Raw genomic sequence first — 24,467 nt, 5'->3', positions numbered from 1 at the left:
GATTCAAGCGTCTCGCCGATAGTTGTATCAAGCGCTTGCAGAAGCGCCGCGATTTCAGTTCGGCACGCCGCTTGCTTCATGCAAGGAGCATCACGAAGCAACCGATGATGTAGGGGCGGACCGAGCGCGTGTACCCAGCACGCACAGCCCGCACCATTTCTAGTTGGCCGTGAAGAGGACCGGCACATGGGAGCTTCGTCGCATGTATGACGTAATTGGTATCGGAATTGGTCCATTTAATCTCAGCCTTGCCGCTCTCATGAAGCCGACCGGACTACGGTGCCTATTCATTGACGATAAGCCGAGTTTTGCCTGGCACGCCGGAATGGCATTTTCGAACGCTAAGTTACAAGTGTCACATGTCAAAGACTGTGTGTCGCTCGTAGATCCAACCAGTTCGTTTTCATTTCTCAACTTTTTGCACCGAAGTGGGCGGCTCCACGCGTTCGTCAATCGACGGTCCGGTGCAGTCTCTCGCAAGGAGTTTTCTCAGTATTTCGCCTGGGTCGCAGATCAGCTTCCGTATCTTAGATTTGGGCAAAAGGCACTGGATGTGCGGACCGAAATATCACATTTCCGCGTCACGACCACTGAGGCGGAATATCAGGCCCGACATGTCGTACTTGGGCTCGGAATCTGCCCCAACGTGCCGGATTGCGTGCGTCCCTTGTTGGGCGAACGCGTCTATCACGTGGCAGACTATCTCAATAGGGCGCCACCGGCCGCAGGAGAACGAGTCTTGCTCGTCGGCGGGGGGCAAAGCGGCAGCGAGGTGATGGAACAGCTGCTCGCGGGCCCACCCCTGAAGCAGATACTTTGGGTTACGCCCCGCGACAACCTTGAACCGAGGGACGACTGCGCATTCACCAACGAGTATTATACGCCTGCCTATTTCCGCCACTTTCAAGCTCAGCCGCTCTCACGTCGGCGCGAATGGGTGCAGGTCAAAAGGCTGAGCAGCGACGGCGTATCCCTGGATCTCACAAATCAACTCTTCGACAAAATCTATGAACGTCGCTTCGTCGACAGTGAGAACGACGGCGTCCGGTTGATCGTCAGTGCTTGCCTCGAAGGCTTGCGGCAGAATGGCGCGGGCTTCGAGGTTACGCTCAAGTGCACCGAGACCGCAGCAACACGCAGGGCGCCGGTCGACTGTGTGATCTTGGCCACCGGTTTTGTCCCCCACACGCCGCCATTCTTCAACCGCATCATGCAGCTCGCCTGCATTGAGGGTAGTTTGCCCAGGATCAGATCGGACTATTCACTAGAGAGCCGGATAGCCCTGCCAGGCAAGATCTACTTCCAGAACAGAACCCGCATCCAGCATGGTTTGCAGAACGCGAATCTGTCTCTCGTCGCCTATCGCAACGCAACGATCGTCAACAGCATCATGGGAAAGGAGTTCTATCCGGTGGACATGGATCGATCGATGTTGTCGCGTCTGGCTGAACTGGAGGAGGAATGGTGAGAAAGCTGCGCGATAACATCGTGGCACGCCATTTTAGGGCCTCAAAATTTGCCCTCGAGAGTGGCGAGTCCACGCGCTTGGATTGCCACGCCGACAACGAGATGTTGTTCGTGTTCTCCGGCACCGGCTCGCTCACCTATGGCGACGGGTCGCTCTCTACCACGCAGCTCGGCCCCGGAGACATGCTGCTGATGTCTCCGTTCACTACCCATCTTATCAAGAACGATGCGGCGGAACTCCTTGTCGTGGGAAATGCTTGGTGGGAAGACCGGCAGACCGTTGACGAAAGCGTCAAAGCCCCCACCAAGGCGCCGCGCACGCGCCTCGTTCTGCCGAGCTTTACAACGCCGAACGGGCGGATGCATCTTGGGCATCTGGCGGGGCCGGTCGTCGCTGCCGACATGTTTACGCGAGCGCAAAGGACACTTGGGCTCGACTGTTACCAGCTTTGTGGGACATTGGGTTTTCAGACGCATGTGGCGATCACCGCTGCGCGCGAAGGGCGGAGCTACCACGAAACCTCGCGCGCCTACTCGGATGATTTTCTCGCTAACTACCGTCTGCTGGGGGTGGACTTCGATGTGTTCGCGACGCTCGACGAATTGCCGCGTTTCGAACGGGTCGCTCGCGAGTTCTTAGCCACGCTGGACGCCGGCGACCATCTCATCGAGAAAACTGCCCGCGTTCCGTATTGTGAGCACGGGCACGGATACTTGTTCGAAGCCCACGTGCGCGGCTCCTGTCCGCACTGTGGCGAAGTGATCAGCTCGGAATGCGAGAACTGCGCGCTGTTCGTGCCGGATGAAGAGCTGATGGATCCGGTCTGCAATCATTGCAACCGGCCGGCAGCGTGGCGGCCGCTAAAGCGCATGTTCGTGCCGCTGGAGCCGCATCGCGCAGTGCTCGAGCGATACCTGATGTCGGGGGCCTACGTCGGCAAAATGCCGGATTTCGTCGCCCGGGTGTTGCAGCGCAAGCTGCCGGACATTCCGCTCGGAATCTGTTCATCGGACGGACTTGCTCTCCCGCTGCACGGGCAAGAGGACCAGAACCTCTATTCGGCCGTCGAGCTCGCCCCCCGCTTCTTGACGGCACAGGATATGCTTGCCTCCCGTGCGGAGCTCGGCTCGGACGAGGTCGAGCTCGTGCTCTTTTTTGGCTCCGACAACGCGTATCTGCGCTGCATCACCTTCCCAATCCTGCTCCACCTTTACGACGCGAGCAGATTTCGGATCGTGGGGTTTTTTGGCAACGAATTCTACCAGCTTGACGGCCGTAAGCTCTCCACCTCGCGGGGCCATGTCATATACGCCGACGACCTCACCCGCCAGGGGATTCCGGCCGACTGGCTGCGCCTATATGTCTGCCATACCCGTCCATCGGTTGCCTCGACGAGCTTTAGCTTTCGCGAGGCCTTTGACTGGCTCGAACGGCGCCGCGGCCTGCTGGCATCCGTCATTCATCACATCAGTCAGTCGGTCGAAACCCGTCACGGCGGGACGGTCCCGGAGGCCGGCACTTGGGAACGCCTGCATCGCGCATTCTATCAACACCTTTGCGAGCGTCAGCAAGAGGGCCGGCGGCTATTCTCGGTCGAAGGATTCGACCCGCGGCGGATCGCGGAGCTAATCGACCGCTTGCTTCACGACCTTGATGGATTCGCAACAGAAGCGCTTGGCGCGCGCTATCACTCGGGCATCGAGCGCGCCGCCTGCGCCCTCAGCGTTGCCGGCCTGCGGCTGTGGGCGACGCTTGCCTGGCCGGTGATGCCCGGGCTCTGCACCGCACTCCTGGCGCGCCTTGGCATTCGAGAAGCGCCATATCTGAACCACGCCTTGCAATGGATTCCGGCGGGGCGATCCTTCGACGGCAGAGGCTGGACTGTATGACGGAGTTTCTCCTCTATATCAATTATCGCCGGCTCATACGAGAAAGCATTCGTGCATTCGAAGCGGCACATCGGCTCGGATACCGCGTCGCTGTGCTTGGTCAGGCGCTGCCACCGGAACTTGCCTGCTACGTCGACGAGTGGCGCCAATGTAATCCCGCAAGCCTTGTCTCGCTCGAGAGCGCCGTCGAGGAGATCAGAAAGTGTATCCAAATTGCCGGTGTGGTCTGCTTTACGGAAACTGCTGTGGAAGCCTGCGCCATCGTTGCCGCGAAATTGCGGCTGCCCGGGTTGCCGCACGCATCCGTGTCCGCGGTGCGGGACAAATCGATACTGCGCGAGCGAACTCAGTCCGTTTCCGGCCTCACGCACCGCCTTTTGCAGAATGATAGCGATCTGGAAGAGTTCATCAGTGTGGCGGGACTTCCGGTCATCGTGAAACCGGTGAACGCCTCGGGCAGCACCGGAATTTACCTCATTCGCGAGCCTGCCGACCTGAATGTCTTTCATTCCACTCGCAAGAAGATCGGCAATCCGTCGTATGACCCGACTTTGCGCCGGGAAACGCTTACGTTCCTGGCGGAACGTTATATCGGCGGGCAGGAGGTGAGTGTGGAAGGGTACGTTTGCGGCGGTGAAGTCACCGTCGTCGGGATCACGCACAAGCTCACCTCGGATCCCTATTGCCTGGAGGTGCGGCATATTTTCCCTGCCGACCTCGATGGTGAGATGCGCAGCATGATTGAAGCAAAGACCAAAGACTACGTGCTGGCGCTGTGCCTGGACAATGCATCCTTCCACCTCGAAGGCAAGTACGACGGCTCGCAGTTCGCGCTCATTGAGGTTGCTGCCCGGCCGGGAGGCGATTACATCGCGTCGCATCTGGTCCCGCTTGCGTTGCACTATGACTTCTACGAAAACCTTGCTCGCATTGCGGTGGGCACGGCACCTCAGCCTCCGCCCGCGCCGCAGCGGGTGGCCGGGATCCATTACGTCTTGGCCAAACAGGAAGGGCGGCTGCTCGGCTATCGCGGCCTCGAGGCGGTTCTCGATCACCCTTGGGTCGAGCAGGCGATCGTCGAAACATCGATCGGTACACACATTGTGCTTCCGCCGAGCGATTTCCGTCTTCAACGTCTGATCGCGGTGATCAGCACCGCGCCGAGCCAAGCACTGCTCACGAAGCACCTCGATTGGGTATCGGAGACGATCACCCCAGTCTTCGCGCTCGAGTGAAACATGCAGACGGACGTCATAGGCGCGGGTGCGATGGGAAAGGGAATGGCGGCGCTGCTGCGCGACGCCTTTCCGCACTGGACGGTCCGCCTCATCGACCGCGATATGAGCGCGCTCACGGCTGCGCGCGAGGCTTGGAAATGTGAGATCCTGTGCACCGACCAGCCGCAGCAGGCAGAACTCGCACCCGTCGTGATCTGTGCCGCCAGTTGGCCGGTCACGCTGGGTGTGATCGAGAGCCTAGCGAGCCGCGCTACACGTGGTTTGCTGGTGAGTATCAGCCGGCCTGCTGCCGAGGACGTGCCACGCGTGCAGCAAGCGCTGATCCAAGCTCCGAGTCTTGCGACGGTTCTGCCCTGCGGGCTGGAGCCGGGGCTGACGGAGATCCTGGCGGGCTATCTGCTGGAATCCACTGAGCAGGTGCAGTCCCTTCGTATCTGCTGCGGTGGGATCGTAGTGCCACGCCCGGCCAATCCTCTCGGCTACAAAAGGCTCTTCGGCACTTCGCACCTCCCACTCGCCAAGCGCGACGCCTATTGCATCCGCGATGGCGCCCTTTGCGTCGTTCCGCGATTTTCCGATGTTCAACAACTCGCTTGGCCCGGCATCGGGGTGCTCGAGCACTGGCATGACGGGATGCAGCCGCGGCTCTCGGAGCATCCGAAATTGTCGCGGCCGGGTGTCGATGCCGACCAACGCACATTGCGTTGGACCAGATATGTCGAACTGGTCGCATTGCTCGATCAACTCGGCGTGTTGGCCGAGGATGCCGTGGACGAAAATACGGGCCTCACCCCAAAGCAGCTTTTCGAGCGGGCCACCCAGCGCACCTTCGGCTTGGCGGAGAACGAACAGACAAAGACGCTTCTGGCAATCGAGCTCGCCGGAAGTCTGCACGGGCGGCGGTCTGTGCAGGGTTTGCGGCTTACCTTCACCGACCGCGTCGACGTGCGCGCGATGGCTCTGGCCACCTGCTTGCCCGTGGTGTTCCTGGTCAACTGGCTGACGGGCGCCGGAAAAGCCGTTGGCGGATTTCATTATCCGGAGACCATTATCACCCCGCAGATAGCGCCCGTCATGCTCGACTGGCTCGCGCGTCGAGGTGTCGAGATAACAATGGACAGATACGATGACGATGCGGAAGAAGGCACTGCTGGTCTTGGGGGGAGAGAGCCAGATTCAGTCCCGTCACCTTTATGATCAGGCGCGGGCGCAAGGCTTGCGGGTGGTGTTGACGGACACGCCCAATCGTCTCGCGCAGGCCGTTCAATTGCATGATCTCGCCGATGAGGTCCATCCCCTCGACTTCGAGGATGTGAGCGCCTGTCTCAAGTGGGTTGGCAAATATCCCCGACGCGAGCTTCTTGCCGGAGCATTCAGTTTCAAAGAAAAAGCGCAGCCGGCGATCGCCGCGCTCGTTCGCCGCTTTGGATTCAAGGGCCCCAGCGAGCGTGCGCATGAGTGCACCACCAACAAGTTTGTCTGCCGAGACACCTTGCGGGCGGCCGGATTTGCTCAGCCGGAAGCCAGGCTGTGCCGATCCGGCGAGGCAATCGATCAGGCGTTTGCCGAGCTCTCGCGTCGGCATCGCAAACTCATCCTTAAGCCGATGATCGGGTATGGCAGCGAGAACGTCTTTCTGGTGGATAGCGCGACGGCTCTTGCCACTGCGCTTGCGCAGCTCAGGCCGGCAAGCGAGCGGCCCTTCTTGCTCGAATCGTTCGTCGAGGGCCGGGAGTTCAGCGCGGAGGGCTTGTGTGTCCGTGGCTTGCCGAGGGTCTTGAGCTTGACGCAAAAATTCGTGATCGGCGGTGGCAATTTCGTCGAGTGCGGCCATGTCGCGCCGGCCGATCTTCCGCCTGCTTTGCGTGAGCGCGCGATCACGGTCGTGCAGAGCGCCGTGCATGCCGTCGGTCTGACTTTCGGCATGTTTCATGCGGAGTTCTGGGCTTGCGATGCCGGCGAGATCGTCATGGGGGAAATTCACTCCCGACCCGGAGGCGACTACATTACGCACCTGACACAGCACGTGACCGGGATCGCTTATTACGGGAGTGTGTTTGCCCAGATGCTGTGCGCTGATGCCGGCCTGGTGATGCTTCCCGCGGCCCGCTACGGAGCCGCCGGCATCCGATACTTCGTCCCGCCCGCCGGCAGGGTGACGGAAATCACCGGATATGATCGTCTGTCCGAAATGCCTGGCTATGCCGGTGCCGCGATGTTGATCAAGGTCGGTGACACCGTGAAGCCTGTCCGCCACTCGTTCGACCGCGTTGGTCATGTGCTTGCCACCGGGGCGAGCGCCACCGAAGTTAAGGACCGGCTCGAGCGCATGATCATGGCGGTCGCCATCACCGTTCAATGATGAACAGCCCGCGCGCAACCATGCTCCAACTGAAGCCCGCGCAGCGTATGTTCTGGAACGTGTTCGCTCAGAATTGTCTCAATAACTACGGCTACTTCGCGCCGCTCTCTGTGCTCGGCCTCTATCTCCTCGACCGATCGCTCTCGGCGGCTCAGGTCGGTACTCTGTTGCTGCTCCTGTCCGCTTCCGGCCGAGCGTCGCGCGCCTTATTCGCTCCACTACTGGACCGCATTCCCACGCTTTATGCCCTGACGACAACCTATCTCGTGATGGGGGCGGGCTATATCATCGTGGCGGAGAGCGCCACGTTTGTCGGGACCGCGCTCGGACTGTTTATGGTCGGCACCGCTTACGGGTCGTGCAGCTTGCTGCTGCGCGTAATTACGGTCCGGCTGCGCGAGGATCAATCTCTCCGTTTGATGCTAGCGAAGCTCGCCGTGGGCACGAATATCGCTGCCACGCTGGGACCGTTGCTCTCGAGCCTGCTGTACGTGCAAATGGCGCCGAACGCCCCCTTCCTCGTCACCGGCTTGGTGATGGTGTCGGGTGGGTTGGTCTGCCATGCCTTTTTTGGGAACGAGCTGCCAGTACTGGACCGCGGCGGCAACTGGTGGAAGTCGCTGCTGCACAGCGCAACGCGGTCTGACCTTCGCTTGGTATTCGTGGCGACTGCCTTCACGTGGTTCGCCCTGGCACAGATCTTTTCGTTTGCGCCGATCGTGCTAGGCCGCTTGTTGGCCGGCCCGGAAACCGTTTGGACGATTGCCGGCCTCAATGCCGCCTTGGTGGTAGGGGCATCGATGCCGCTGATGAAGGCGCTCGAGCGCGCGCATGTCGACGACGTCGGGTCGCTGATCTTGTCGGCGGTCCTGGTCCTGGCGTGTTTCGCGCTGCTATCAGGGTTCGTGAACCTGTTCACGCTCTACCTCGCCGTCGCATTGTTGACGGTCGTGGAGATTGTCGCCCTGCCGTCGTTGGCGGTGTTGCTTGTCCAGAATACTCCGGGAAGGGATCACCTCGCCTTGCTAGGCATCAACGCCATCGGTATGGGTCTCGGAGAAGCACTCGGCAACTTTGTTGGCGCTGTGCTCGGCAGCGCGGAGCTTCACAACACGTTCGCTTTCGCGGGAATTGCCGCCGTGTATGGTCTGGGTGCGATGTGGCTGTACCGTTTTCGCAGCAAGATGCTGGATATTGGTGGCCGGAAGGCCACGCAGGATGGCATTGACGTCGAGCGATCCTAGAGAACGCTTTTTCACCGCCGGCCTGGACTTCAACGATCGGCTCGACAAGCACATGGTCCTACTGCGCGGCGGCCCCCAGCTGCGACCTACACGTTAAAAGACCAGAACACGCTGACACTGCTGCTCCGCGCTCAGCGCAACTGGTGAGTCTCAGCCAAACGGTAGCAAAAGTAGATACGAGAAAAGGCTCTATGCATTTACGTTTACCTCCAAGGAAGTCTCCGGCATGCCCGCCGGTGGCCTCCTACACCTATGGCTAAATTGTTTGGTCAGAGCGGCGCCTCGATCTTTCGCGCAGATAGCGACCGCAGCACGTTGCGCTTTAAGCCCAGGCCGCTTCGCCCTTGGCGATCGCCTGATAGTTTGCGTCGAGACCAGGCCGGCAGACGCCACGCGTGTGGATTAGTGTGTTGACAATCAACATAAAGTGTGTATTTATACACCAATGAAGTCGGTGCAGCCCTAAAGGCCGACGGTTGGAGAGGTGGCCCAGAAAGGCAGCCACGTTCAGTTCAAGCATCCGATCAAACCGGGGCGCGTGACGGTCCCTCACCCTAAGACGGACATTCCGATTGGAACGGTCCGGAGCATCGAAAAGCAGTCCCGCACTGAAGCTGAGATAAGCGGGCGCTGGATAGCGCCCGCGAGAGCCACTGGGGCTCACTGGAGAGCATCATGCGATACTACATCGCCCTAATTCACAAGGACGCAGATAGCGACTACGGCGTCTCGTTTCCTGATCTTCCTGGCGTCATCAGCGCAGGAAGCACTTTGGACGAAGCTCGCGAGATGGCGGCGGAAGCTTTGGCCCTTCATCTTCGAGGATTGGCTGAGCATGGTGAAGCCGTTCCAGAGCCTTCGTCTCTCGAGCAGATCATGGCCAATGCAGATAACAAGGATGGCGTTGCCGTCTTGATCCCGGCCCCAGCCGAAGAGGTAAAGAGCGTCCGCGTGAACATCACCCTGCCCGCGGACGTTCTGAGCGAGATTGACCGACACGTGGAGCAGCAAGGCTTCACGCGTTCTGGCTTCCTTGCTCAGGCAGCGAAGAAGGCGTTGGCAGCCTAAAGAGCGTTAACGTTGATGTTAGCGGCCTCTATTGCTGGGCGCGTGGCGCCTTGCTCGGCTTACCGCCATCGCCGCGTCCCGGCGCGTTCCTCGCTATCCGGTTCCTCATCGGACTTTACGGCTGATCTGCCGTCGCTTTCGCGACGCTTATTGCCTATATACTAAGATCGATCGTTGCTCGGCCAATGGATCGACGAGCTGATCGAGTATTCGCGCGTTAACGCAGCGACAGGTTTGTCGCGTCCGTTGCTGCAATGTCGGACGACGCTCGGAGCGGACGACAGCGCTGATCGAGTGTCGGACAAGAAGCGGCCTCAGCGGCACAAAGGAACGTGCTGAGGCCCTATCGATGCTTCTCGCGAAAGCAAGGAGCTAATTCAGGACACCGAACGATCCGGCAGTTTCCTTAAGGCGAGTCGATCAGCCGATGCGCAGATCTTCGGCGCTCATCTTGCCCGAACGATCAGCCACCAGCTCGTAGCTGACTCGAGCGCCTTCCGCGAGATTAGTGTAGCCGGCCTTCTCGACCGCGCTGATGTGAACGAAGACGTCAGCTCCCCCATCTTCCGGCCTGATGAAACCGTATCCCTTTGTCGCGTTGAACCACTTCACAATTCCCATAGCCACTGCACAATCTCCAAATTGAAGGTCTGTGAATCTATGGAAGAGCTGACCGATCACAAGGACTTCCGCACGATAGTTGCATCTCACGCTGAGCGTCCCTCACGCGTCCACAATCGGTTCCGTCGAGGATGGCTCCTGCGGGCGATCAGTCCTTGCGGCGCAGCCGGCAGAGGCGGTCGCTCATCGCCCGCCGGCTCTTCGGCCTGTGTCTCGGGCTGGCCTCCCGCAACGAACTGATCGAGCTTCTCAGTGGCATCAAGGACCTCAAGCCTCTCGAGGATCTTTCGTCCCTGCGCAGTGATGATCCAATATCCTTCCTCTCGCGCGATCAGCCTTTGCCCGAAGATATCGAGGTTCGGCTCGCGGCTCGCAATGCGCTTCATGCGCGCCGGCCACTCGGGCCCGCTGCTGTAAAAGATCGCCAAGTGCTGTTTGACGAGTTCAAGACTGGCTCGGCCGCCGGGCTGCCCGGCTAGTATCTTGAGGATGGACAGCTGAAAGCTCATGTGGGCACGTAACGACTCAATGAAAGCAAGACAATGCCGCCGCTACCCGACGCAGGTAGCGCACATCATCGATTTTCAACGGAAAAAACTTTGCCGGGTAGGCTAACCAACGCGCCAGAGTACCACATTTCACGTGCAGCTTTCGAGCGTTCCGCTCGGAATCGTGCTGCTCGTCGGAGCCGAGCTGGGCTCGCCTCGCGAGACTGCCGATCTGGGACCCGACTCTTTCGTTCGCAATATGTTCTCGTCGCCTCGGAAGTCCACCCGCAAGCTGGCGCATGGCATGGGTGACCGGCGCGAGATCGTCGTGGCGCGATGGAGCATGCCGCCATTGCAGCAAGCGCTACTGGACCCGCCCAGAAAAAGAAGCTCGAAGCCAATGGCAAGATGGTCGATTTCAAGCAACTGCTTGGCATAGACCCGGACAGGGGCACCACCAATTTAGCGTGAACAGCGCGCATTGGAGCCGCTGGCTTTGGCCAGCAGCACCGATGGCTCATGCCGTTCAACAGCTTCCAACCATACGATGCGATTGACGACAGGGAAGGTCTGGTTCGCCCTGACAAGACCCGTCGCCTGCTAGTCTTCGATGGGCCGTCAGCGAGGCCGCGCAGCTCATCGATATGACTGCATATCGATATCTGTGATCCAGTCGAGCAAGCGCAAACATTCAGAGCTCGTGATGATCATCCCGGCAGGACTTCATAACCGATGGAAATCACAACTCACTGTGTGGTCGCATTGCGCCCACTCAGGCTGAACGTGCGATGCCGATCGTCTTATTTGCGACATGCTGTCGATCCGCCGACAAGTCGGTTTGGGATGAAAGCGAGCATCCAGCTGTCGCAGTTGGCACAAGCCTTGAAGGGGTTGGGATCTCTATCGATTGCTCAGGAGTGCAGGAATGGCTTAGGAGATGATGAGCCTTCAGTTCATCGGGTTGATCAGGTCCGAGTTCGGGTCCTCCAACCTTTGGCATCAACTCAGGGGCCTCCGCATGAATTCGCCTGGATCGACCTAGCTCGACTCGAATGCGCGCCGTCACCATTGCAGCGAGTGGTAATCGGCCGATCAGTTTGAGACGGCATCTGCAAGCTCTCCTCTACTTTTCGCATGCGACAATCGTGGCCGCGCTGATCGAAGCCCAGCGCCAGCTGCGTTCCATTTTGGGCCTATGAACTTGCGGCCGCACGAGGTTGCAGTTGAAGCAGTATCGCGGACTGAGCACGAGTTCACGTAAGCAGGTGATGCTTTCGAGAAAGAGGCAGTGCTTCGCTCGCCTAGGCAAGCGGCAGCATGATGACATGGACAAAATAACCGAGACAAAGCCGACATCTAATATGCGCCCAGAAGTGACGAGACGGGCGGCCATGCATTGTCTCGCTGTCGAGCTTGGCGAAATCGCGAAACTCGCGTGGCCAATGGTGCTGACGCAGGTTGGGCAGATCGCGATGATGTCGACTGATCTTGCCTTGATCAGTCGGATCAGCGCCGAGGCGCTTGCTGCGGCCGCGCTGGCAGGCCGGTTTTATCTCATTAGCTTCGCCTTCGGCGCGGGGCTACTCAGTGCCATCGCGCCCATGGCGGCGCGGGCGTTTGGGGCAAATAATCTAGCCGCAGTACGGGGTGCGCTGCGCATGGGGTTATGGGCGGCCATGATCCTGTCTTTCCCAATCATTGCTGTGGCGCTGCGAGCAGAGCAAATACTGCTTGCGTTGGGCCAAGCCCCAGATGTTGCGCGGCTCGCCCAGCAATACCTCTTCGGGTTAGGATTCTGCGCGGCGCCGGCACTTTCGTTCTTGGCCATCCGCAGTTTCATGGGCGCGGTCAATCGGCCACAGCCGGTCTTGTGGATTACGCTATCAGCGACTCCCCTGAATGCTTTGCTGGTTTATATGCTGGCCTACGGAAAGCTTGGACTTCCTCGGCTGGACCTGTTGGGGGCAGGTGTTGCGACCACGCTGGTGAACTGCAGCATGTTTTTAGCCGGCTTGTGGTTCGCTGCACTGCGTCGTCCGTTCCGTGACTACCATGTGCTTGCCCATCTCTGGCGTTTCGATTGGCGCGTCATGCGAAAGCTCATCGCAATCGGAGTGCCGATATCGATGGCTTCATGGATCGAGTCGGGACTATTTTGGGCCACGTCGCTCCTGGCAGGCTTGATCAGCACCAGTGCACTGGCCGCTCATCAGATCGCTGTACAGATCGCCGCAATTCTGTTCATGATTTATGTGGGCGTTGGCACTGCCGCAGCCGTGCGCGTTGGCTATGCGGCCGGCCGCAACGACATTGCTGGCGCTAAGCGGGCACATCTAGCAGCAATGCTGATCGGTGTTGTCATAGCAGCATCGCTAACGCTCGCGCTGATCGCCGCGCGTTTCGAGATCGTCAAGCTGTTTCTGGGCAGATCGGCCGGTGAGGCAACGACTGGCCTTGCTGCAGAGCTCCTCGTTGTCGCCGCAACCCTCTTCATCACCGACGCTGTCCAGTGCATTGCCGCAGGCGGCCTGCGCGGACTGAAGGACACGCGGATGCCGCTTCTGTTTGCGATCATTGGTTGGTGGCTGATCGGCTTTCCCCTCAGCTATTGGCTCGGTCTGAAAGCTTGTCTTGGCGCAACTGGTATATGGATTGGCTTGTCGACGGGAACCACGATCTATGCGGCGCTTCTCGTCTTGCGGTTCCGCAGCGTGACAAGGCGCGCTCACTGATTTGCGCGCATTACTACTGCCAAACGGCGACCATACGCCAGGACGTTTACCAGGCCAAATGCGAGCCGGTCGAAACTCAAGATTGACTGCAATCAAACATCGAGCTTCGTAGCGCGGCCCTCAGCGTAAGAGAGGCACGACATCGCATTTTTACATCATTCCGTTTCAAAAATAGATGACCGAAGTGGCGGGTTCGTTCGGGAGCGGGTAAACCTCCTCAAGGCGTCTTTCGCAACTCGCCAGCTTTCCAATGAGTCACCTCCGGCAGAACGGCTCAACGGGTCCCACCCTCGAAATCGATTGCTGTGACAAGTCATGCGGCTTAGCCAATTGCAAAACACGCTGTCGCGATGACGCTCGACCGAACATGTCGATTGGCCATAGGCTGGTCGGTTGTCTGCGATCTCCGCAGCCGCGGAATTCCTGCCAAGCACACGTGATGTATCGCAATTACCGGAATCAAGCCGCCAAGCGATTCGCGGCAGGCACGATTCCCCGCTCAACCGCATGGTCGACCAGATCAGGATCGGCTACTGCGTCGAGCAGGTTCGATTGCACCGGGCCCTTGCTATTTTGTTTGCGAGGCAATGCTCCCGTTGGCTTGCTCGGTATCCTAGGCAAGCTCGTCCCTCAGAAGCCGCTCGCGCCGCAGCCGTCGCCCAATCTCCCCCGGCCCAGTCTGTGGCTGAGGAGAGCTGGTGGCGCTCGCTCGCCAGTCATCCGGGCTCAGTACCGGGCCGCACGCCGGCGAAGTTCTGGTCAGCGTGGCTGGGAGCTTCATACCGGCATCACTCTTCCGCAAGCGATCAGCGTCGGTCGCCGCGATAAAGGCGCTGGAGTGGCACCAAGCCCCCGCCGCCCCCGATCCGCTGGTGCCACCAGCTAGACGAAAGCTTACCATCATGTCCAACCGACCGGACCGGCATCGGGTCCTCATCGTACTATTTGATGGGCTTCGGCCGGATCTCGTCAAACCATCGCTGACGCCGAATCTGATCAGGCTTCAGCGCCGCGGTGCGGTGCTGGCCCGGCAGCGCACCGTTTATCCCAGCGAAACACGAATAGCGCTCACGAGCCTCATCACCGGCGCAACGCCCGATCGGCACGGCATCGTCGGCAACCAGTATCTCGACCGGCACCTTCCGGCACCGCGCCTGGTCGACACAAGTGACGCGGGTCTGATCGAGCAGCTTGATGCCGCGAGCGGTGGCCATCTACTCGGTGTGCCGTCCCTTGGCGAGATCCTCGCGGCTAACGGCAAGACGTTGTCAGTCCTGGCTTCAAACTCGCCGGGGGCAACGCGCCTGCTGAACCACAAGGCCCGAAAGCTCGGCCAGTTGACGCTCTCCGGGCACTTCCCCTGCATCGCGACCTCCGCCGAGATGCTCAGACAGGTGGAGACCCTGCTGGGGCCGACGCCTGCGCCGCCGCCCCTGGGCACCCCAGATCTTGCCTCTCAAGCTTTTCTAACTTCAGCGTTCCTCGACGTCATCTGGCCTCAAATTCGGCCCGATGTCACAATTCTCTCGTTCGGCGAGCCTGATAATTCCTCGCACGTTAATGGAACAGGCGCGCGAAAGACTCTCGAAGCGATCAGCTTTGTCGATCGGCAGTTTGGCCGCGTACTCGATTGGTGGGAAGCTGAAGGCGTGTACCAAGGCGTGCACCTGATTGCAGCCTCCGATCATGGGCACGTGACGGTGCATGGGCGGGCCGATCTCTTCGAAACGCTTGGGGCTGTGGGGCTGCGCTGTGGCCCAGCGCTGGCGACCGGGATCGATGCCATCGTCATACCTGGGCAAGTTGGAGCAATTTACCTCGCCGAGCCATCGCAGAGCGTTATCCGCCGAGCGGTCGGGGCAATGATCGAGAGGCCCTGGTGCGGTCCGGTGTTCACCGTGGGCGGGGCGGTCAATGGCATTGCACCCGGCAGCTTCGCCCGCCAATTGGTGTTCGCCGACCATGCCCGCTCGGCGGACATCCTGTTCTCGTTTCGGTCGGATGGCGGCCTCGATCCATTTGGTCTTATCGGCCGCAGTTGGAGTGCAGATGGGCCAGTCGGCTTCGGAGTGCACGGCGGGCTGCATGCCAAAGAGATGTCGTCTGTCGGCATTTTGGCAGGACCGCTCGTCAAAGACGGCTTCGTCTCAAAAGTCCCCTCAAATATCTGCGATTTTGCGCCCTCAGTGCTCAATCTTCTGGGCATCTCACGGCCAGCAACGATGACGGGTCGCGCCCTCACTGAGGTCTTCATCCACCAGGGTGGAGACGTGCCTCGGCCGATTGAAAATGTGTATGAGACCAGCAGCGGCGCATACCGCCAGCACCTTCGTCGTGTGCAGGTCGGTGGAGCAGTCTATCTTGATTCTGCCGACGTGGTGGATCGTCTCAACAACCAGGCATAATGAGTGTCGACGCAAGCCCATTAGAGGGGGAGCATCGCAGTGCATCTTTCTTCTTGCTCGTAAGCGCATGGCTGAGCGTGATCGGCAACCATGCGCAAGGATGGCGCGAAGTGTCGCCATGTCACAGCGCGCAAACGATCGAGGCGCGCCGACCGCTGACACCTTTAGGCAGTGGCGCACCTTCCGGATGTCAGACCACCTGAACATGTGGCGAGGAGCGTTGACCAAACAGATGCCTACCTGAAGGCGTTGACCGCTTGGGACGGCAAGTAGGATGGTCGATCGCGCTGGGTCTCTCGTACCTTCGAGACAAGAGGGCGTCCCGTGTCCCGCTGAAAGAACTATCGCGAGAATAACGTCTTTCGGACGCTGCTGATCGAGGAACCGGTTTTTCTAATATCAGGTCTGCCGGAGTTTGCTGTTGGAGGCTGTGAAGAGGTACCGTCGGTTCCGTGTGCGATAGGCGTCGCCAGTGTCGGTGCGGGCTCGGCCGCAGCTATTGTCAATACTGTGTTCAAAAAGAACAGCCGGCCAATAGCGCGGCTATCATGCTGGGCTTCATGGTCGTGCTGCTTGTGTTGGCGAGCCAGATGCGAACGGCATTCACTTAATCAATCGATCGAAGCCGTGCAGGGTGCGTTTCGTGTCCGACCTTAGACGCGCCGCCTGTTTGAAAACGCACCGACCTTGTTGCGAACACAACATCGCGATCGAAAGCCGCCGCGAATACGGATTGCGTCCGCCTTAGATCCTGCAAACCACGACCGCTGCGGAAGCGGCGCCCATCACGTCGGCCATTCGGTCTTCCTTGCAAGGTAACGCGCGTTCTGTGTTCGCGAGGTGAAACGCGATCCAAACTTCTTTTTTGCGGCGCGACAACAGCCGCGCTCGTTGCAAGCGGTGCCGTCAATTTGGCGGATTGAGCGTCGGTGTAGTGTTGATAGCAAGGAAAAATTGCTCAGCTTCCAGCCAATCCTGCGGGCCATGTGCTCCGCATAATACCGCATGTCGGTGCGGCTGGTTGCGACTATGCTCGCGCGCCCGATGGTTCACTTCGATGAGCAGCACGCGTTAGTCGACGCGGCGCGCAGGTCAACAATCGATTGAGGATGTAGATGTCCGACGATGTTGAGCTTGCGATATCGCTGTCCTGGCTGCTCCCGCTGCATTTGAAGGAGCTTCTTTGGCACGAATAATGCTCTAGGTATGCGCAAGCACATCGGAAAGACAACAGTATCGCGTAAGGAGCCTTTGATTGAGTTGTCGGACAGCCAGAGAAAGAAATCGATCGCGACCTCACTCCTCATGCCAACGACTTTTATGGAGCTCTCAAACGACCATGCCAAGCCAGCAGCTGACGAACATTATCAATGACGCCGGGGCCAAAGGCCCACCGACCTCTCGTACTTTCTTCCCGAACTCTTGGGTTCGAGCCTCTACAAAAATTGTGATGTCTTCATATCGATGGGCGGCGGCTCGCCTTCTTGCCGCACTGCTGATGACTTGCGCGCTGTCCACTGCCGGCCTGTTTGCCCAAACCACGGCCTCATCGACTCCGCCCACCAGCTTCATGCTGAGTAACGGACTTCAAGTGGTCGTGATCCCCGACCATCGCACGCCAGTGGTGACGGAGATGATCTGGTACAAGGTAGGCTCCTCCGACGAGCCAGCCGGTAAGTCCGGACTGGCGCATTTCCTCGAACATCTCATGTTCAAGGGCACCTGCAAACATCCGCTCGACGAATTCATCCAGACCGTGGCTCGCGTCGGGGGCAATCAAAACGCTTTCACCAGTGTTGATTACACCGCCTACTTCCAGCGCGTCCCGCGCGAACAATTGCCGACCATGCTGGCCTTCGAGGCCGATCGTATGACGGCTTAGTTCTTAAGGACGAACAAGTGCTGCCCGAGCGCGACGTGGTGCTCGAGGAGTACAACATGAGCGTGGCAAACAGTCCCAACGCGCGTCTGGACGAGCAAATTATGGCCGCGCTTTACCTCAATCACCCCTATGGTCGGCCGATAATCGGCTGGCGCCATGAGATCGAAAAGCTCGATCGTAAGGATGCGCTCGCCTTCTATCGTCGCTTTTATGCGCCGAACAACGCGATCCTGGTGATCGCCGGTGACGTCGACGCCGCCGAAATCCGCCCGCTGGTCGAGCGCAATTTCGGCTCGATTCCCGCCCAGCCCGCGATCCCGGCGCGGCGCGTCCGTACGCAGGAGCCGGAAACGGCCGCGTCGCGCTCCGTCACGTTGTCCGATCCCCGCGTCGAGCAACAAAGCGTCACGCGCGCTTATGTGGTGCCCTCGGCAACAACTGCGGATCCCGGCGAGAGCGCCGCGATCGAAGTGCTCGCGCAATTGATGGGCGGCGGCAGCAATTCCTATCTCTACCGCGCCCTCGTCGTCGACAAGCCGCTCGCGGTCTCCGCCAACGCGAGCTATTCGAGCATCTCGCTCGACCCAACTGAGTTCGCGATCACGGCCTCGCCGAAACCCGGCGTCAGCTTCGCTGAAATCGAGCAGGTGATCGACAGCGTCATCGCTGACATAGCGCGGAACCAGATCCGCGCCGAAGATCTGGCACGGGTCAAGACCAAGCTAATCGCGGACGCGATCTATGCCGAAGACAACCAGATGGTTCTAGCCTACCAGTATGGAGAAGCGCTGAGCACGGGTCTGTCCATTGAGGATATCCGAAGCCGGCCGGACCGCATCCGTGCCGTCACTGCGGAACAAGTCCGCACCGTCGCGCAAACATGGCTCGAGAAGAAGCGCTCGGTCACCGGTTATCTGATCAAGGAGACCACCGCCCCCAAGCACGAGGAGAAGCGTTCGTGACCTATTCTTTCCTTCGAGTTGCATTCTCCCTTGCCACCGGCGCCGCCCTTGCGCTCGCGACCGTCTCGCCATCACAGGCGGCGGCAAAGATCCAACGCGTCGTCTCGCCGGGGGGCATCGAGGCCTGGTTCGTCCAGGACGCCACAGTGCCGCTGATTGCCATGGAGTATTCCTTTGCCGGCGGAGCGGCGCAGGACCCTGCTGACAAACCGGGTGTCGCCAATCTCGTAGGCAATCTGCTCGACGAAGGTTCCGGCGATCTCGACTCCAAGACGTTCCATGAGCGGCTCGACCGCCGTGCCATCGAACTCTCCTTCAGCGCCACCCCCGACACGTTCCGCGGCAGCCTGCGCATGCTGCGCGACAACAAGGACGAGGCCTTTGACCTGCTCAGAACCGCACTGACCTCGCCGCACTTCGACAGCGTCGATGTCGAACGCATCCGCTCGCAGGTGATCTCGGGCCTGCGCCACGAGACCACGGAGCCGACCGCGCTGGCGAGCCGCAAATTCCTAGAAGTCGCCTTTGGTGACCACCCCTACGGACGTCAGGCCAAGGGCACTCTCGAGAGTGTTCCCACCATCACAGGAGCAGACTTGAAGGACTATGTCGGCCGTGTGCTTGCCAAGGACACGCTGAAGGTCGCGGTGGTCGGCGACATTGATTCGGCAACGCTAGGTAAACTGCTCGACCAGACCTTTGGCAGCCTACCAGCCAAGGCGCAGCTCAAGCCGGTCGCCGATGTCGAAGCGGCCGCGCCGCCGCGTTTGGCCTACGTGCCCCTCGACGTCCCGCAGACGGCAATCAGCTTCGGCGGGCCCGGTGTGAAGCGCAGCGATCCGGACTTCATGGCGGCCTATATCGTCAACCACATTCTCGGTGGCGCAGGTTTGTCTTCCCGGCTCTTTCGTGCAGTGCGCGAGAAGCAGGGGCTGGCCTATTTTGCATACGAACGGCTAAAATGGATGGAGCATTCGGCCGTGCACAGCGGCGATACCGGCACGCGCGCCGACCGCGCCGGCGACACCATTGAAGCCGTCGAGAAGGAGGTCCGCCTCATTGCCGAGGAAGGTCCGACCCAAAAGGAGCTCGACGATGCCAAGTCCTATCTCAAGGGCTCGCAAATGCTCGGACTCGACACCTCGTCCAAGCTGGCCCATGAGCTGCTGCAATATCAGATCGATAAGTTGCCGATCGACTATATTGCGAAACGCGACGCTATCATCGATGCGGTCACGCTGGAAGATGCCAGAAAGGCTGCGAGGCGCCTGTGGGGCAAAGGGCTTCTTACCGTCGTGGTCGGGCGCGCTCCCCAAGCCGTACAGGCAGCGACCCCGCCGGCACCACAGTTGCAGTAACTACGTCGTCTCTTCAGATGGCCGGCCTCGTCCCGGCCATCGATCTCTTCATGATCCCGCACCGTGGTGACCAGCAGCCAGTACTCTAAGCGCGATCGTGCCAAGTGGCTGGTGTAGCTGATGATCCTGCTGGCTTGATCCGCCACCACTGAGCGAAAACTGTGTTTCCCGCGAACCCCGAGACATCTACAGGATGGATATTTAGAGCCTATGGCTTAGTCGGAACGGTCAAAACTGATGAAAACCAGGGTTGACGCCGAGCTAAAGCCACAAGACAAAGGCCTCAAAATCATAGAAAGTGTGTCCACCGGCAGCAATGAGCACGACGCTCAATAGCATATAGCCAAAAGCAAGGCGCCACGTGTTTGCGGATAGTTCTTCATCGCCTGCTCGATTGCCGTTAGCCATTTCTTCCCGCTTCCGAACGGAGAAATAATTATAAGACTTTGCAGCCAGCTCCGCCAAGAAATGGTGACTTGCGAAAACGCGCCATTGATGCGCAACCGCAGGCAAAATGAAAGATCTATGATTAGGGCAGCAAAAAATTATAACAAAGGAAGCCATGAGAGGACTCGATGCCTTGCGTCACCCAGGATCTTCAAAATGAAGAGTGCCGCCCAGACGGCCCGTCGCTGAGCTGGAGACTTTCTAGACTTCCACCTCGATCCGGGTGGCGCCTGTCGCAGCGGTAGGAGCGAGGCGGCGCTCGAACCGACGATCCTTCGATCTGACATGCCCGATTGAGTACGACGTTGCGTGAGAAGAAGCGGCCGAGGAACACGAAGGAGAGACAATCACCGCTAACCGCACATCTGACAACTCCTAAAAGGCTTGCGGGTCGAGTCCCCGAAACAGCAAGGTTCTCTGCAGTCTTCCTGAGGGCGCTTGCGTCGCCGTCTCCGAGCTCGTCGCCAGCGATGTGGACGTCCTCATCGGCTTCCCTGTTGTCGTCAGGGACCGACGAGCCGTCCAGCCGAGAAGCGTGGAGCAAGAGATAAGGACTCTTCGCGGGAGCATTCACGATCTATCCAATCGGCCGGAGCCGGCGTGCAGCATGCGTTTCGTGTCTGGCCTCAGCTCGGCCTGTTTCAAAATCCACCGATCTTGTTGCGAAGACAACATCGAGGTCTAAAACCGCAGCGAATGCGCATTGCGTCCGCTGGCCTAGATCCTGCAAACCACAACCGCTGTGGAAGAGGCACCAACAACGTCCACCATTTGGTTGTCGTTGCAAGGTGGCGCGCGTCTGTGTTCGTGAGGTGAAATGCGATCCCAACTTCTTTTCTGCGGCGTCATAACAGCTGCGCTCGTTACAGGCAGTGCCGTCAATTCGGCAGAGGTCACACCCGCAGTCTGGAGGTGGACCGGAGGATATATCGGCGGGCACGTCGGCGGGGGCTACGGGCGAACATCATTCAGCGACCCCTATGGCCAGTCACTCTATGGCGACGTTGTCGACACCCCTGTCTTCCTGGCCGGAGCTCAGATCGGCTACAACTGGCAGAGCGAGCGCTGGGTTTTCGGCGTTGAACTGGATGCTAGTCGCGCTGTCTCGGACGGCAGATACACGTGTCTTGCCGCCTCCAGCTCTATCCTCAGTGCGAACTGCAGCGCCGGTCCAAACGTCTTTGCTACCGGGACAGGTCGCCTTGGGTATGCGTTCGGCCCGCATGGCCAAACACTTGTTTATCTCAAGGGGGGCTTGGCCTGGCAGCACAATAGCGGCACTATCGCCAGCAACGGCGAACTCGTTAGGCGCGCTTACCCATTTTTGGCGACACAGAATTCCACCCATTTCGACTATGGTCGTGTCGGTGGCACAGTCGGCTTAGGCGTCGAGCAAGCACTCACGAACGCATGGTCCGTGAGCCTTGAGTACGATTACCTGAGATTCAACGGACCAAGTGTTGCGTCTCCTCCGACCCTACAAGGTCCGCCGTTCGAAACCGTCCCCGCCAACACCACCGGCCTATCGAGCAGCTATCACATCGGAAAGCTTGGACTGAACTACCATTTTGACGCACATCAGTGGTCAGATCGGTCGCTATACACAACGAAGCCGACTGTCAGCGCCTCGCGCAGTGGCCTTGCTGACGGGTGGTCGCTGGAAGGCGGCACACGAGTGTGGTTAAGCCGAGGGAGGTTTCAATGGGACGCCGGGAGTACCGACATTATATCAAGGCTCACCTATCATGGGCTGGATGGGCTTTCCGGTGAGTTGTTCGAACGGCTGGATAGCCCCTGGGGAATCTTCCTGAAGGGCAATATCGGGTTCGGGCGCTTCAACAATGGAAATATGAACGATGAAGATTGGGGCATGTCTGCGCCTCCTTATCACTCGCTCACTTATCGCAACACACTATCCGGGCAGGCCAACGGAAGGTTCACGTATTACACCACCGATGCCGGTTACGATTTCCTGCGCGGCAGCACTTACAAGGTTGGCGGGTTCATGGGCTGGAGCTACTACGGCCAGAAGTCCGACTCGATCGGATGTGTGCAGACGGCCTCCTCCAACGATGGACGTTGCCTTGCGGCGGGCGATAGAAGGATAATCGGCAGCCAAGACACTGATTGGAATGCGCTGCGCGTCGGCATCAGCGCAGAGACCACCTTGCTTGATCGCTGGCGTATTAGCGCTGACGTTGCTTACTTGCCATGGACAGATTTTCGCGGGCGAGACAACCATCTGCTGCGCGGTTCCACGACCTTCGCCGATCAACGCGGGAGTGGTGGCGGTGGTGTGCAGCTCGAGGCAGCCCTATCCTACTCTATCACTAAGAACGTTAGCGTTGGCATCGGCGGCCGCTATTGGGCAATGTGGACTCCAGACCCAAGTGAGCTGTTCCAGACCGAAGCCAAGGCGAAGAACTCCTATCCTGTAACCGAGGGGCCTTTTTCTTCAAACTATCGGATGGAGCGATGGGGCACGTTCTTCCAGGCCTCCTACAAGTTTGACTGAGTTGCGCGCTCCAGCTGCGTCCGCTCGACGTTGATCTAGAATCCAACGTCGAGCGTGCGAAGATCTGGTAATTGCTATGGCTGCCTACAGCGGCATCTTAGATCCTTCGGCCAGCATGGTATCTGCGCGGGCAATTTACGATTGCGCGAGTTTTGTTTGAATTAGTGCGAGCGCCCTGCTCGGCTAATTCCATCGGCGTTGATGTAGATGGCTCCGGAATCAGCTGTTTGGTTGCTGCCGCAGTTTGTAATGCAACAACTGGGGCAGACTTGCGTGTACTTGCGATACGTTATCGGCATGAAACGGATAGGAGGCCAGATGCGCGTGCGAGTCTTTGAAGCGTGTTTGAGGTCGGATGCGCCATTCCAGGTTCGGTCGCGGCGCGCTGATGCGGTTGTATGATTGAACAGCTTCGCTCACACAGGTTCTGTTACTCAGACGATGCCGCATCTCAGCGGCGGTGTGGGGGAGATCGCCGTGCTAACGCAAGGTACGAGCAACCGATGTCCGGAAAATGCTTCAAGTGATAGATGCGTTCGTAGATGGGCTTAACTGCATGTCAGTGTTTGAAGCGCAAACGACGAGCTCTTTCATGTGACACCGTCATTGCGTACGACATCGTCCTTTAAGATGTTTATCAGACCGCGGACGTTAGGTTGATGGCGTGCATGTCGCGAACTGGACAAAGTGTAGCGGCTGCCATTCGATGAGACATTCGGTCGAGCACGCACTTAAGCAGGCGAGCGTCACATCTCCTCGTGGCACACCGATTGCTACGATGATCAGTGAGAGCCGTGCTAGGCAAACCGCTCCTGGGCGGCCTTGCGCTAAGATCACACATAATGTTGAGGGAGTGAGCCATCCCATGTTGTCCGAGTTCGAAAATCAGTCCATAAACCGCGAGATCGACCGGCTGAAGCTTCCGAACTCTCGAATCAAGCACTTCGCCCCACTTAGCTACGCACAAGGCGGAGAAGACGTGATTGTTGAAGGGATCATGGCTGCAAGGCTCTGCAAAAGCCAAAGAACCTGGGACAGTGTGTTCTATGTCGAGATCGGCGCTAATCACCCCATTTCTACCTCGAGCACGTATCTTATGTACCAAAGAGGCGCGCGAGGTGTTTTGGTCGAACCCAATCCTGAACTTGGTGCACTGATCAGCACTGCGCGGCCGAAAGACATTCTCGTGCCATCAGTTGTCTTGCCGGCGCCGAAGCCGTCTGCCACGCTTATCATCGGAAACGCGCATGAGCTTTCCTCAGTGGATGAAGCGCATATTGAGAGCTTCGGGGATTTCGACGGCTTGGGAGGCGTTCGAGAACATATCGAGGTAAGCGCTCTTGGTATAAATGAGCTATTGAATGCCTATGCCGACAAGATCGATTTCTTGTCGATCGATTGTGAAGGACTTGATCACGATCTCGTCAAGGCCATTGAGTACGAGCGCATCAGGCCGAGCATTATTCAGTGCGAGCCGAGTGAGCATTTTCTGAAGGGTAACAGAGCTCGAATTATCAATCTGATGGAATGCAGATCATATCGGCTTGCTGCAATGACTGATAACAACGTTATCTTCGAGCGAGTGACCTAGTCGAGCGTTTCCTTGGTTCGAATCATATCAGGCGGCCTCGGCGAGTTTATAGGACCAGGTGTGGATGACCGGATGGCGGTTCACGTCGTCGATGCCGGCCATGATGCGTTGCTTCAGCTCGTGTTTTGATGTCACCCGGATGTGGCGCAACACCGAGCGAGCAAATTTGGAGAAGAAGCCCTCGATCAGGTTGAGCC

16 protein-coding genes and 2 pseudogenes are annotated in these 24,467 nt (G+C 59.0%); 16 read left to right on the top strand and 2 right to left on the bottom strand.

Annotated elements, in window-relative coordinates; all coding sequences use genetic code 11:
• Positions 1-202 precede the first annotated feature (202 nt).
• The 8 genes and pseudogenes from P0R31_RS37205 (at position 203) to P0R31_RS37170 (ending at position 9,269) form a co-directional block, all read left to right on the top strand.
• A complete protein-coding gene (locus P0R31_RS37205; RefSeq protein WP_275519963.1) occupies positions 203-1,468 on the top strand; it encodes a lysine N(6)-hydroxylase/L-ornithine N(5)-oxygenase family protein in 1,266 nt (421 codons plus the stop codon).
• Positions 1,462-3,357: a class I tRNA ligase family protein gene (locus tag P0R31_RS37200; RefSeq protein WP_157286699.1), complete on the top strand. Its 1,896-nt coding sequence runs from the start codon at positions 1,462-1,464 to the stop codon at positions 3,355-3,357. Before P0R31_RS37205 ends, P0R31_RS37200 begins: the two co-directional genes overlap by 7 nt.
• The gene (locus tag P0R31_RS37195; protein ID WP_157286698.1) at positions 3,354-4,592 is read left to right on the top strand and encodes an ATP-grasp domain-containing protein; all 1,239 of its coding nucleotides are present in this window, start codon (positions 3,354-3,356) and stop codon (positions 4,590-4,592) included. Before P0R31_RS37200 ends, P0R31_RS37195 begins: the two co-directional genes overlap by 4 nt.
• A 3-nt stretch (positions 4,593-4,595) precedes the next feature.
• Entirely contained in the window at positions 4,596-5,792 is a 1,197-nt protein-coding gene (locus P0R31_RS37190) for a saccharopine dehydrogenase C-terminal domain-containing protein (protein ID WP_275519961.1), read from the top strand.
• Positions 5,722-6,957 (top strand): ATP-grasp domain-containing protein, encoded by a 1,236-nt coding sequence (locus P0R31_RS37185; RefSeq protein WP_157286696.1) that lies wholly within the window; start codon positions 5,722-5,724, stop codon positions 6,955-6,957. The genes P0R31_RS37190 and P0R31_RS37185 overlap by 71 nt, the downstream gene beginning before the upstream one ends.
• 20 nt (positions 6,958-6,977) lie before the next feature.
• A complete protein-coding gene (locus tag P0R31_RS37180; protein ID WP_275519959.1) occupies positions 6,978-8,201 on the top strand; it encodes an MFS transporter in 1,224 nt (407 codons plus the stop codon).
• Positions 8,202-8,630: 429 nt separating this feature from the next.
• A pseudogene (locus P0R31_RS37175) lies at positions 8,631-8,805 on the top strand (type II toxin-antitoxin system HicA family toxin); the annotation flags it as partial.
• 71 nt (positions 8,806-8,876) lie between these two features.
• Positions 8,877-9,269, top strand: a complete 393-nt coding sequence (locus P0R31_RS37170) for a type II toxin-antitoxin system HicB family antitoxin (RefSeq protein ID WP_275519957.1) — start codon at positions 8,877-8,879, stop codon at positions 9,267-9,269.
• Between the two features lie 420 nt (positions 9,270-9,689).
• Here the strand turns inward: P0R31_RS37170 and P0R31_RS37165 are convergent, their stop codons facing one another.
• Positions 9,690-9,896 (bottom strand): cold-shock protein, encoded by a 207-nt coding sequence (locus tag P0R31_RS37165; RefSeq protein ID WP_260380644.1) that lies wholly within the window; start codon positions 9,894-9,896, stop codon positions 9,690-9,692.
• Positions 9,897-10,021: 125 nt separating this feature from the next.
• On the opposite strand from P0R31_RS37165, the gene P0R31_RS37160 reads away from it, so the two are divergent.
• From P0R31_RS37160 to P0R31_RS37135, 6 genes and pseudogenes are all read left to right on the top strand, one after another.
• The gene (locus P0R31_RS37160) at positions 10,022-10,369 is read left to right on the top strand and encodes a hypothetical protein (RefSeq protein WP_275519955.1); all 348 of its coding nucleotides are present in this window, start codon (positions 10,022-10,024) and stop codon (positions 10,367-10,369) included.
• A gap of 345 nt (positions 10,370-10,714) precedes the next feature.
• Positions 10,715-10,849 (top strand): hypothetical protein, encoded by a 135-nt coding sequence (locus P0R31_RS37155; protein WP_275519953.1) that lies wholly within the window; start codon positions 10,715-10,717, stop codon positions 10,847-10,849.
• An 854-nt stretch (positions 10,850-11,703) separates the two neighbouring features.
• A complete protein-coding gene (locus P0R31_RS37150; RefSeq protein WP_430516887.1) occupies positions 11,704-13,110 on the top strand; it encodes an MATE family efflux transporter in 1,407 nt (468 codons plus the stop codon).
• A 698-nt stretch (positions 13,111-13,808) separates the two neighbouring features.
• Positions 13,809-15,515, top strand: a complete 1,707-nt coding sequence (locus P0R31_RS37145) for an alkaline phosphatase family protein (RefSeq protein ID WP_275519951.1) — start codon at positions 13,809-13,811, stop codon at positions 15,513-15,515.
• A 1,450-nt stretch (positions 15,516-16,965) separates the two neighbouring features.
• Positions 16,966-18,359 (top strand): annotated as a pseudogene (locus P0R31_RS37140) (M16 family metallopeptidase).
• Positions 18,356-19,717, top strand: coding sequence for a M16 family metallopeptidase (locus P0R31_RS37135; protein WP_275519992.1), 1,362 nt, complete (start codon positions 18,356-18,358; stop codon positions 19,715-19,717). The pseudogene P0R31_RS37140 and the gene P0R31_RS37135 overlap by 4 nt, the downstream one beginning before the upstream one ends.
• A 261-nt stretch (positions 19,718-19,978) precedes the next feature.
• On the opposite strand, the gene P0R31_RS37130 is transcribed toward P0R31_RS37135, so the two are convergent.
• Positions 19,979-20,281, bottom strand: a complete 303-nt coding sequence (locus P0R31_RS37130; RefSeq protein WP_275519949.1) for a hypothetical protein — start codon at positions 20,279-20,281, stop codon at positions 19,979-19,981.
• Positions 20,282-20,981: 700 nt separating this feature from the next.
• Between P0R31_RS37130 and P0R31_RS37125 the strand changes: the two genes are divergently transcribed.
• On the top strand, positions 20,982-22,679 hold the full coding sequence (locus P0R31_RS37125) for an outer membrane beta-barrel protein (protein ID WP_275519947.1): 1,698 nt from the start codon (positions 20,982-20,984) through the stop codon (positions 22,677-22,679).
• A gap of 865 nt (positions 22,680-23,544) precedes the next feature.
• Positions 23,545-24,270 (top strand): FkbM family methyltransferase, encoded by a 726-nt coding sequence (locus tag P0R31_RS37120; protein WP_275519945.1) that lies wholly within the window; start codon positions 23,545-23,547, stop codon positions 24,268-24,270.
• The last annotated feature ends 197 nt before the right edge of the window (positions 24,271-24,467 follow it).

Origin of the sequence: Bradyrhizobium yuanmingense, assembly GCF_029167105.1 — a bacterium.
Taxonomy (GTDB): domain Bacteria; phylum Pseudomonadota; class Alphaproteobacteria; order Rhizobiales; family Xanthobacteraceae; genus Bradyrhizobium; species Bradyrhizobium yuanmingense_A.
This window is presented reverse-complemented; position numbering and strand designations above follow the sequence as displayed.

Coding starts and splice junctions, on each gene's coding strand:
- P0R31_RS37185 (WP_157286696.1), top strand. CDS start 5,722: ATGACGATGCGGAAGAAGGCACTGCTGGTCTTGGGGGGAGAGAGCCAG.
- P0R31_RS37150 (WP_430516887.1), top strand. CDS start 11,704: ATGGACAAAATAACCGAGACAAAGCCGACATCTAATATGCGCCCAGAA.
- P0R31_RS37205 (WP_275519963.1), top strand. CDS start 203: ATGTATGACGTAATTGGTATCGGAATTGGTCCATTTAATCTCAGCCTT.
- P0R31_RS37130 (WP_275519949.1), bottom strand. CDS start 20,281: ATGGCTTCCTTTGTTATAATTTTTTGCTGCCCTAATCATAGATCTTTC.
- P0R31_RS37180 (WP_275519959.1), top strand. CDS start 6,978: ATGCTCCAACTGAAGCCCGCGCAGCGTATGTTCTGGAACGTGTTCGCT.
- P0R31_RS37200 (WP_157286699.1), top strand. CDS start 1,462: ATGGTGAGAAAGCTGCGCGATAACATCGTGGCACGCCATTTTAGGGCC.
- P0R31_RS37170 (WP_275519957.1), top strand. CDS start 8,877: ATGCGATACTACATCGCCCTAATTCACAAGGACGCAGATAGCGACTAC.
- P0R31_RS37195 (WP_157286698.1), top strand. CDS start 3,354: ATGACGGAGTTTCTCCTCTATATCAATTATCGCCGGCTCATACGAGAA.
- P0R31_RS37190 (WP_275519961.1), top strand. CDS start 4,596: ATGCAGACGGACGTCATAGGCGCGGGTGCGATGGGAAAGGGAATGGCG.
- P0R31_RS37160 (WP_275519955.1), top strand. CDS start 10,022: ATGGCTCCTGCGGGCGATCAGTCCTTGCGGCGCAGCCGGCAGAGGCGG.
- P0R31_RS37125 (WP_275519947.1), top strand. CDS start 20,982: ATGCGATCCCAACTTCTTTTCTGCGGCGTCATAACAGCTGCGCTCGTT.
- P0R31_RS37120 (WP_275519945.1), top strand. CDS start 23,545: ATGTTGTCCGAGTTCGAAAATCAGTCCATAAACCGCGAGATCGACCGG.
- P0R31_RS37155 (WP_275519953.1), top strand. CDS start 10,715: ATGGAGCATGCCGCCATTGCAGCAAGCGCTACTGGACCCGCCCAGAAA.